We start from the raw sequence: 9,258 nt of genomic DNA, 5'->3' as shown, positions 1-9,258 counted from the left end.
GTCCGGCACGCCCAGCCCCCGCACCCCGGCGGGCAGCGAGCTGAGGACCGCCTCCGCCGCCGCGCCCACGGTGACCGCGACCTCGGCGCACCCGCCCGCGCGCAGCACGCCCGCCGCGCGCGCCGCCCACGTCCGCCCGTCCGCCGCGCGCAGCAGGGCCTTGGGCCCGCCCATCCGCCGGCCGGCCCCTGCCGCGAGCACGACCCCCAGCGCCTCCACGTCGGGCATCCCACCACGCCCGCGGGCGGCGGCGCCGCGATCGCCGCCCCGGGTTTCCGGGACGTTTCGGGAGCGTTCCGGCGAGGCTGCGCGGGAGCGGTTCGGGCGAGGCGCGCCGCCGCGATGGCGTAGAACTCAGGGGGACGGGACGGTCCCGGCGCACCCGGGCGGCCGGGTGGTGGTGGCTGGAGGTGACGGCCCGGTGGTCGACGTGGACGACGACGCGGCGTTCCGCGCGCTGCTGCTCTCCTGCTGCGACGCCCCGGCGTGGGCCGGGCGCGTGCTCGCCCGCCGCCCCTTCGACGGCCCGGACGCCCTGCTCGCGGTGGCCGCGGAGGAGCTGGCCGCCACGAGCGAGGACGACGTCGACACCGCGCTCGCGGCGCACCCGCGCATCGGGGAGCGGCCCACGGGGGCGGCGTCGCGGCGCGAGCAGTCCGCGGCCCTGGCCGCCGACGCGGGCGTCCTCGCCGAGCTCGCCGCGGGCAACGCGGCCTACGAGGCGCGCTTCGGCCACGTCTACCTCGTGTGCGCGTCGGGCCGCAGCGCCGAGGAGCTGCTGGCCGTCCTGCGCTCGCGCCTGGGCAACGACCCCGCGACCGAGCGCCGCGTCCTGCGCGCCGAGCTCGCCGCCATCACCCGGTTGCGCCTGCGCCGCGCCCTCGAGGGGGCGGTGGCGTGACGAGCGTCAGCACGCACGTCCTCGACGCGACCACGGGGGAGCCGGCCGCCGGGGTCGCGCTGCGGCTGAGCGCGCACGACGGCGCGGACGTCGACCGCGCGAGCACCGACGCCGACGGCCGGGCGCGGTTCGGGGCCGACCTGACCGCCGGCACGTTCCGGCTCACGTTCGCCACGGGGGAGTTCTTCGCCGCCGCCGGGCGCGAGACGTTCCACCCCGAGGTCGTCGTCACGTTCACCGTCGACGCGGGGCGGCCGCACCTGCACGTGCCGCTGCTGCTCTCCCCGTTCGCCTACTCCACCTACCGAGGGAGCTGACATGGGCATCGTCCTGGCGGGCCACCAGTACGGCAAGGCCGAGAACCGCGTCGTGCGCTTCCACCGCGACACGGCCCGGCACCACATCGTCGACCTCAACGTCACGACGACGCTGCGCGGCGGTTTCGCCGCGGCCTACCTCGACGGCGACCAGGCGGCGGTGCTGCCCACGGACACGCAGAAGAACACCGCCTACTCCTACGCCAAGGAGAAGGGCCTCGCGAGCGTCGAGGGCTACGCGCTCGACCTCGCCCGGCACTTCGTCGACGACGTCGGCCCCGTCACGGGGGCGCGCGTCGACGTCGACTCCTACCCGTGGGACCGCGTCGTCGTGGACGGCCGGGAGCACGACCACACGTGGGTGCGGTCCGGCACCGAGGTCCGCACGGCCGCGGTGACCGTGGACGGTGCGGGCGCCGGGCAGGCGGTGCACGTGGTGGCCGGCCTGAAGGACCTCGTGGTGCTGAAGTCGACGGGCTCGGAGTTCAAGGGGTTCCTCGTCGACGGGTACACGACGCTGCCCGAGACGGACGACCGCGTGATGGCGACGTCGCTGTCGATGGCGTGGCGCTACACGGGTGCGGCGCTCGCCGACGGCTTCGGCTTCGACGCCGCGTACGCGACCGTGCGCCGCACCGTGCTCGGGGTCTTTGCGACGCTGCACTCCTCCGCGCTGCAGCAGACGCTGTGGCACATGGGCAGAGCCGCGCTCGAGGCGGTGCCGGAGATCGCCGAGCTGCGCGTGTCGGCGCCGAACAGGCACCACTTCGACTACGACCTGGCCCGCTTCGGCGTCGAGAACCGCGGCGAGGTGTTCCACGCCGACGACCGTCCCTACGGGCACGTCCACGCGCGCGTCGTGCGCGAGGAGGAACCCGACGCGCCCCTGGCCTGGGAGACGGGGTCGCTGCTGTGAGCGCCCCGGCCGTGGCGGGCGCCGGGGAGCAGGACCGGCTCCACCTGCAGGCCGCCGTCGACCTGGCCGCGCGCAACGTGGCGGACGGCGGCGGGCCGTTCGGCGCGCTCGTCGTCCTCGACGGCGCGGTCGTCGCGACGGGGCAGAACCGCGTGACGCGCGACGTGGACCCGACGGCGCACGCCGAGGTGCAGGCCATCCGGGCCGCGTGCCGCGAGCTGGGCATGTTCTCCCTGGCCGGGGCGACGCTGTACTCCAGCTGCGAGCCGTGCCCGATGTGCCTGGCCTCGGCGCTGTGGGCGCGCGTGGACCGGGTGCTGTTCGCGGCCGACCGCCACGACGCCGCGCGCGGCGGTTTCGACGACCTGGCGTTCTACGACCTGTTCGCGACCGACCGAGCGCTGTGGTCCGTCCGCGTCGAGCAGCACCGCGACGCAGGTTCCGCCGCCCCCTTCGACGCCTGGCTGGCCGCGGCCGGCACGGTCGCGTACTGACCGTGGACCTCCCGGGCGTCGAGGCGTTCGTCGCCGTGCACGACCGCGCCGCGCTCGCGGCGGCGCACGACGGCGACCCGGCGACGGCCGTCCTCGCGGGCGGCACCTGGCTGTTCTCCACGCCGCAGCCGCAGCTGCGCCGCCTCGTGGACCTCACCACCCTGGGCTGGGAACCGTTCACGGTCTCCGCCGCGGGGTTGCGGCTCGCCGGGACCTGCCCGGTCTCCGCGGTCGCGGACGTGCCCGCCCGGCCCGGCTGGGCGGCGCACCCGCTCCTGCGCCAGTGCGTGCGCGCCCTGCTCGCGTCCTTCAAGGTCCGCTCGGTCGCGACCGTGGGCGGCAACGTCTGCCTCGCCCTGCCCGCGGGATCGATGACGTCGCTGACCGCCGCGCTCGACGCCACCGCGGAGCTGTGGTCCGCCGACGGCTCGGTGCGCCACCTCGCCGTCGAGGACCTCGTCCTGGGTGACCGCCGCACGGCCCTGCGCCCCGGGGAGGTGCTGCGGGCGATCACGATCCCGGACGCGGCCCTGCGCGCGCGCACCGCGTTCCGCCGGACGTCGCTGAGCCGGCTCGGGCGCTCGGCCTCGCTCGTCGTCGGCCGCCGCGACCCCGGCGGCGGCGCCGTCCTCACGGTCACGGCGGCCACCGAGCGCCCCGTCGTCCTGCGCTACCCCGCCGTCCCGGCGCCCGCCGCGGCCGCCGCCGACGTCGCACAGCGCGTGGAGGCGACCTGCGGCTGGTTCGACGACGTGCACGGCGCCCCCGACTGGCGGCGCGCGACGACCCTGCGGTCGGTCGCCGAGGTCTGCGGGGAGCTGGCGTGAAGATCACCGTCGACGGCACGACGAGCGAGCTCGAACCCCGGCCGGGGCAGTGCCTGCGCACGCTGCTGCGCGAGAACGCCCGCTTCGGCGTCAAGAAGGGCTGCGACTCGGGCGACTGCGGGGCCTGCACCGTCCTCGTGGACGGCGCGCCCGTGCACGCGTGCCTGTACCCGGCCGCGCGGGCCGCGGACCGCGAGGTGACCACCGCGACGGGGCTCGGCACGCCGGAGGAGCTGCACCCCGTCCAGCAGCGCTTCGTCGACGCCGCGGGGTTCCAGTGCGGGTTCTGCACGGCCGGCATGGTCGTCACCGCCGCCGCCCTCGACGCGGAGCAGCGGGCCGACCTCGACGAGCACCTGAAGGGGAACCTGTGCCGCTGCACGGGGTACCGCGCGGTGCGCGACGCCGTGCACGGGGTGCCGGCGGGTCTCTCCGACTCCGGGGGCACCGGCGAGCGGGTCGGGGCGCCGGCGGCCCGGCGCGTCGTGACCGGCACCGAGCCCTACACGCTCGACACGGTGGTGCCGGGGCTGCTGCACCTCGCGGTGCTGGGCAGCCCGCACGCCCACGCGCGCATCACCGCCGTCGACGTGACCGCGGCCGAGGCTCTCGACGGCGTGGTGGCGGTGCTGACCCACCGCGACGCCCCCGACGTCCTGTTCTCCACGGGCCGGCACGAGGACCGCCTCGACGACCCCGACGACACCCGCGTCCTCGACGACGTCCTGCGCTTCCACGGCCAGCGCGTCGCGGCCGTCGTCGCCGAGGACCGCGGCACGGCCGAGGAGGCGCTGCGGCGCATCGTCGTCGAGTACGAGGTGCTGCCGGCGGTGCTCGACCCCGAGCAGGCGCTGCGGCCCGGCGCCCCCCTCGTGCACGGCGACAAGGACGCCGCGACCTCCCGCATCGCCGACCCCCGCCGGAACCTCGTCGCCGAGCTGCACGGCGGCGTGGGCGACGTCGACGCCGCCCTGGCCGCAGCGCACGTCGTGGTCGAGGGCACCTGGCGGACGCAGCGGGTGTCCCACGTCGCGCTGGAGACGCACGCCGCGATCGGGTGGCTCGACGACGACGGCCGGCTCGTGGTCCGCACCTCGACGCAGGTGCCGTTCCTCGTGCGCGACGAGCTCGCGCGCATCCTGGGTCTCGCCCCCGAGCGGGTGCGGGTGTTCGCGGCGCGCGTGGGCGGGGGTTTCGGCGGCAAGCAGGAACTGCTGGTCGAGGACCTCGTCGGGCTCGCGGTGCTGCGCACGGGTCGTCCCGTGCAGTTCGAGCTCACCCGCACCGAGGAGCTGACGGTCGTCCCGGTGCGGCACCCGATGCGCGTGAGCGTGCGCCTCGGGGCCGACGCGGAGGGGACGCTGACGGCGCTCGCCGTGGACGTCCTGTCCGACGCGGGCGCGTACGGGAACCACTCGCCCGGCGTGATGTTCCACGGCTGCCACGAGTCGATCGCGCTGTACCGCTGCGCGAACAAGCGCGTCGACGCCCGCGCGGTCTACACGAACACCGTGCCGTCGGGGGCGTTCCGCGGGTACGGCCTCGGGCAGGTGATCTTCCCGCTCGAGTCCGCGCTGGACGACCTGGCGCGGGAGCTCGGGATCGACCCCTTCGAGCTGCGCCGCCGCAACGTCGTCGTCCCCGGCGACCCGTTCGTCGTCACCTCCGACCCCGAGCACGGCGGCGTCGACGACGGGTTGCGCTACGGCAGCTACGGACTCGACCAGTGCCTCGACCTGGTCCAGGAGGCGCTGGGCCGCGACGCGCTGCCCGCGCCGCCGGGCCCGCAGTGGCGCACCGGCACCGGGATGGCGGCGGCGATGATCGCGACGACCCCGCCGCGCGGCCACTACGCCGACGCCACGGCGTCGCTGGAACCCGACGGGACGTGGCTGCTGTCGGTCGGCACGGCCGAGTTCGGCAACGGCACCACGACGGTGCACACGCAGATCGCCGTCGGGGCGCTGGGCACCACCGCGGACCGGATCCGCCTGCGGCAGGCGGACACCGACGTCACGGGCCACGACACGGGCGCGTTCGGGTCGGCGGGCGTCGTGGTCGCGGGGAAGGCGCTGCTCGTCGCGTGCGACCGCCTCGCGCGCCACGTCCGGCGGCTCGCGGCGGACCTCACGGGGACGCCGCTCGCCGAGGCCGTGCTGGAGCGCGGCGGCGTCCGCTGCGGGGACCGCCTCGTCGACCTCGTCGACGTCCACGCCGAGGCGCTGCGCCGCGACGGGTGCGCCCCCGCCGCCGACGGCCGCGAGGACGCCGCGCGTCGGTCGGTGGCCTTCACCGTCCACGGCTTCCGGGTCGCGGTCGACACCGCGACCGGCGAGGTGCGGCTGCTGCGCTCGGTGCAGGCCGTCGACGCCGGGGTCGTCATGAACCCCGTGCAGCTGCGCGGGCAGGTCGAGGGCGGCGTCGCGCAGGCCGTCGGCTCCACGCTGTTCGAGGAGGTCCGCACGGACGCCGACGGCCGCGTCACCACGCCCAGCCTGCGCGAGTACCACGTCCCGCGGATCGGCGACCTCGTCGACACCGAGGTGCTGTACGCCGACACGGTCGACGCCATCGGGCCGCTGGGCGCGAAGTCCATGAGCGAGGCGCCCTACAACCCCGTGGCCCCGGCCCTCGCCAACGCGGTGCGCGACGCCACCGGGGTCCGGGTGCGCGACCTGCCGCTGAGCGCGGACCGGCTGTGGCGGGCGCTCCAGCCGCCCCGCGCGGACGCCTAGCTGCCCTCCACCGCCCGCAGCAGCTGCTCGGTGACCCGCTGCACCCGGGGCAGGTCGCCGGGGCCGAGGTGGTCCAGCACGAGGGCCCGCACGCCCGCGAGGTGCGCGGGCCACGCCTCCTCCAGGCGCTGCCGGCCGGCGTCGGTCAGCGTCGCGAGGGCCGCGCGCGCGTCCGTCGGGTCGGGGGAGCGGGACAGCAGCCCGTCGTGGGCCATGGACTGCGCGACCCGGGTCATCCGGCTCGGCGAGATGGACGCGGCCTCGGCGAGCTCGCTCATCCGCAGGGTCCGCTCCGGCGCCTCCGACAGCCGCATGAGGACGACGTAGCGCGTCAGGCCCAGGCCGCTGCGGCGCAGCAGGTCCTCGTCGATCGCCCGGGGCAGCGCGACCATGAGCCGCATCAGCGCCCGCCAGGCCTCCTCCTCCTGGGGCGTCAGGGCGGCGGGGGCGGAGCCGTCGGGCATGGGCGCAGTCTCCCGGACGCCGACCCGCGCGGCGACCGACGCCTCAGACCCGCAGGGTCGCGGCGTCGGCGCCCTCGAGCCGCTGCAGCAGGAGCAGGGCCAGGTCGTCGGAGACCAGCCCGCCCACGTGCGCCCGCACGGCGGCGAGGAGGCGGTCCAGGCCGGGTTCGAGGTCCACGGTGCCCCGCGGGCCCCGCGGGGCCAGCACGTCGACCTCCCGGGCGAGGTCGAAGAAGCGGCCGTCCGCGGCCCGCGCCTCGACGAGGCCGTCGGTGAACAGCAGCAGCCGGTCCCCGGCGGCCAGCGTCGAGTGCTCCACCCGGACGTCCAGCCCCAGGCCCAGCGGCGGGGACCGGTGCTCGGCCACGGCCAGCGCCGGGCGGTCCGCCGTGAGCAGCAGCGGCGACGGGTGCCCGCACAGGACGACGTCCAGCGACCCGTCGTGGCCGACGTCGCAGAACACCGCGGTCACGAAGTCCTCGGGCCCCAGGCGCGGCAGGACGGCCTGCTCGACCGCCCGCGCGACGTCGTCCAGCGGCACCGAGGGCAGGGGCGCGGTGTGCCGGAACGCGGACAGCACGGCCGCCGCGGTGTGCACGGCGGGCAGGCCCTTGCCGCGGACGTCGCCGACGACGAGCCGGACGCCCCGCTCGGTCGTCACGACGTCGTAGAGGTCACCGCCCACGAGCGCGTCGGCGCTCGCGGACACGTAGCGGGACGCGAGCGCCAGGTCCGCGACGAGCGTCGGGACGGGGTGCTGGATGGCCGTCTGGGCCACGGTGGCGATCTCGGTGACCGCCCGGATCCGCGCCTCGCGCCGCACGCGGACGCTGGCGCTGAGGACGGCGAAGCCGGCCAGGGACGCGGTGCCCAGCACGCGCACGGCGCCCAGCCACGAGAACAGGTCGGGGACCCCGGCGGACAGCACCGCGACGGTCAGCACCGACACGACCGCCACGACCGTGGTGCGTCGCCACGTCAGCGCGAGCGACGCGGCGAGGGGTCCGAGCGCCAGCCAGGGCACGACCACGAGCCGGCCACCGAGGAGGCCCTGGGCCAGGCCGAGGACGACCACCCAGGCGAGCGTCGCGGCGAGGACGCCCGCCTCGCGGCGACGGTGCCGCTCCGGCCCCGCGGCGGCCTCGCCGGCAGGCACCCGTGGGGGGATCACCTCTCGAGTCTGACAGTCACCGGGCGATTACGCTAAGTCCCGGTCACGATGCTGCCCCGGACGGCTCGGTGGCGGCCACCTGCCCGCCCCACACGGCGCGGGCGCCCGACTCACCGACCCGGTAGACCTGCACCCCCGCCGCCACCGCGGCCACGACGCAGAGCGCGGCGACGACGCCCGTGACCGTCCGGCGCGGCCCGGGCGTCCGCCGGGCGCGCCGGGAGCCGCGGTCCAGCAGCACGAGCACGAGGGCGAGCAGCGTCAGCGGCAGGACGAACCAGACGAGCTGGTCACCCAGCTGGGCGTGCTCCCCCGGGTCGCCGACCCGCGCCTGGAGCGCTTCACCGCTGCCGGTGGCCAGCGGGCACAGGACCGTGGCGACGGCGCCGACGGCCACCACGAGCGGGCCGAACCGCTCGCGCCAGCGGGGGAGCACGACCACGGCGAGGACGCCGAGCACGGTGAGCGGCACCAGCACGGTGACCCCGTGGACGACGAGGGCGTGGACGGGCAGGCCGTCGATCGTGTCGAGCACGGGTCCTCCAGGGTGGTCGGTGCTGCCCGACGTCTCCCGGCCGGGTGGCCGCGGGTGCCGTCACGGGGAGAACGAGAGGCACGCCGTCCCGGTTCGACCCGTCCGCGCGCCGGGGTCAGCCCGCCGTGCCCCGCGCGTTGTACACCGTGGCGCCGCGGTCGGCGACGACGTCGCGGTACCCGCGGTAGACCTCCAGGGCCTCCTCGCGCAGGACGTCCGAGACGACCTCGATGCCCCTGTCCTGCAGCTGTTCCGCCCAGTCGTCCCGGACCGGGCCCTCGTCGAAGCCCGTGAGCTCCTCGAGCTCGGGCCCGGACCCCGCGACGACCAGCCGCGTGACGCCCGACCACACCACGGCGCCGTAGCACATCGCGCACGGGCGCCAGTTGACGACGAGGGAGTGCGCGGGGAGCCCCGCGGCGCCGAGGTCCCACGACCCCAGCCGGCGCTGCGCGAGCGAGAGCGCCGTGACCTCCGCGTGCAGCGACGACAACCCGCTCGCCAGGACGAGGTTCACGCCCGCGGACACCAGCCGCCCCGTGGCCGTCTCCACGACCAGGGCCGCGAACGGCCCACCGCTGCCCTCGACGGGGTTGCGCGCCGCGAGGGTGTTCACGACGGCCATCCAGCCCGCGTCGGTCGCGGTCTCCGGCACGGGTGCGAGCACCTCGTCGACCCACCCCGGCAGGGCGGCGGTGATCTCCCGGGCGAGGGGCGAGGTGTCCATCACCGGAGGCTAGGGCCTGCGCGACGGGGCGTGGGCGTTGCGCAGGATCACCCGGTCGGTCTACAGGCGGGCCCGGCGGGCGCCGACGCAGGAGGGGAACGCACCGCCCTCGACGCCGACCCGGAGGACCTCCCGTGGCCGCCCTGCACCCCACCCGCACCCGCGCTGCCC

The 9,258-nt window shown here is 76.9% G+C and carries 11 protein-coding genes; 6 read left to right on the top strand and 5 right to left on the bottom strand.

The window, feature by feature from the left end; all coding sequences use genetic code 11:
- On the bottom strand, positions 1-228 hold a 228-nt coding region (locus GTR02_RS16510), incomplete at its 3' end, for an NTP transferase domain-containing protein (RefSeq protein WP_205709451.1).
- A 193-nt stretch (positions 229-421) separates the two neighbouring features.
- On the opposite strand from GTR02_RS16510, the gene uraD reads away from it, so the two are divergent.
- Genes uraD through GTR02_RS16480 form a run of 6 tightly spaced genes read left to right on the top strand, consistent with a single transcriptional unit; the run spans position 422 to position 6,190 of the window.
- Entirely contained in the window at positions 422-901 is a 480-nt protein-coding gene (gene uraD, locus GTR02_RS24615) for a 2-oxo-4-hydroxy-4-carboxy-5-ureidoimidazoline decarboxylase (RefSeq protein WP_338073873.1), read from the top strand.
- Positions 898-1,218 carry a hydroxyisourate hydrolase gene (gene uraH / locus GTR02_RS16500; protein ID WP_166608586.1) on the top strand — a complete coding sequence of 107 codons (321 nt, stop codon included), beginning with the start codon at positions 898-900 and terminating at the stop codon, positions 1,216-1,218. The genes uraD and uraH overlap by 4 nt, the downstream gene beginning before the upstream one ends.
- Position 1,219: 1 nt before the next feature.
- The gene (gene pucL / locus GTR02_RS16495) at positions 1,220-2,134 is read left to right on the top strand and encodes a factor-independent urate hydroxylase (RefSeq protein WP_166608585.1); all 915 of its coding nucleotides are present in this window, start codon (positions 1,220-1,222) and stop codon (positions 2,132-2,134) included.
- The gene (locus GTR02_RS16490; protein ID WP_338073872.1) at positions 2,131-2,628 is read left to right on the top strand and encodes a nucleoside deaminase; all 498 of its coding nucleotides are present in this window, start codon (positions 2,131-2,133) and stop codon (positions 2,626-2,628) included. Before pucL ends, GTR02_RS16490 begins: the two co-directional genes overlap by 4 nt.
- Positions 2,629-2,630: 2 nt before the next feature.
- Positions 2,631-3,455, top strand: coding sequence for an FAD binding domain-containing protein (locus GTR02_RS16485; protein ID WP_166608584.1), 825 nt, complete (start codon positions 2,631-2,633; stop codon positions 3,453-3,455).
- The gene (locus tag GTR02_RS16480; protein WP_166608583.1) at positions 3,452-6,190 is read left to right on the top strand and encodes a molybdopterin cofactor-binding domain-containing protein; all 2,739 of its coding nucleotides are present in this window, start codon (positions 3,452-3,454) and stop codon (positions 6,188-6,190) included. Before GTR02_RS16485 ends, GTR02_RS16480 begins: the two co-directional genes overlap by 4 nt.
- Here GTR02_RS16480 and GTR02_RS16475 read toward each other — a convergent pair.
- The 4 genes from GTR02_RS16475 to GTR02_RS16460 form a co-directional block, all read right to left on the bottom strand.
- Entirely contained in the window at positions 6,187-6,654 is a 468-nt protein-coding gene (locus tag GTR02_RS16475; protein WP_166608582.1) for a MarR family winged helix-turn-helix transcriptional regulator, read from the bottom strand. The two genes, GTR02_RS16480 and GTR02_RS16475, sit on opposite strands and share 4 nt — an antisense overlap.
- 43 nt (positions 6,655-6,697) lie before the next feature.
- The gene (locus GTR02_RS24610; protein ID WP_166608581.1) at positions 6,698-7,825 is read right to left on the bottom strand and encodes a SpoIIE family protein phosphatase; all 1,128 of its coding nucleotides are present in this window, start codon (positions 7,823-7,825) and stop codon (positions 6,698-6,700) included.
- A gap of 43 nt (positions 7,826-7,868) precedes the next feature.
- Positions 7,869-8,360, bottom strand: a complete 492-nt coding sequence (locus tag GTR02_RS16465; protein WP_205709446.1) for a DUF2231 domain-containing protein — start codon at positions 8,358-8,360, stop codon at positions 7,869-7,871.
- A gap of 115 nt (positions 8,361-8,475) precedes the next feature.
- Positions 8,476-9,087: a nucleoside deaminase gene (locus tag GTR02_RS16460; RefSeq protein WP_166608580.1), complete on the bottom strand. Its 612-nt coding sequence runs from the start codon at positions 9,085-9,087 to the stop codon at positions 8,476-8,478.
- Positions 9,088-9,258 lie beyond the last annotated feature (171 nt).

The sequence above is a fragment of the Kineococcus siccus genome (assembly GCF_009906795.1).
GTDB classification, from domain to species: Bacteria; Actinomycetota; Actinomycetes; order Actinomycetales; family Kineococcaceae; genus Kineococcus; species Kineococcus siccus.
This window is presented reverse-complemented; position numbering and strand designations above follow the sequence as displayed.

Coding starts and splice junctions, on each gene's coding strand:
- GTR02_RS16475 (WP_166608582.1), bottom strand. CDS start 6,654: ATGCCCGACGGCTCCGCCCCCGCCGCCCTGACGCCCCAGGAGGAGGAG.
- GTR02_RS16460 (WP_166608580.1), bottom strand. CDS start 9,087: ATGGACACCTCGCCCCTCGCCCGGGAGATCACCGCCGCCCTGCCGGGG.
- pucL (WP_166608585.1), top strand. CDS start 1,220: ATGGGCATCGTCCTGGCGGGCCACCAGTACGGCAAGGCCGAGAACCGC.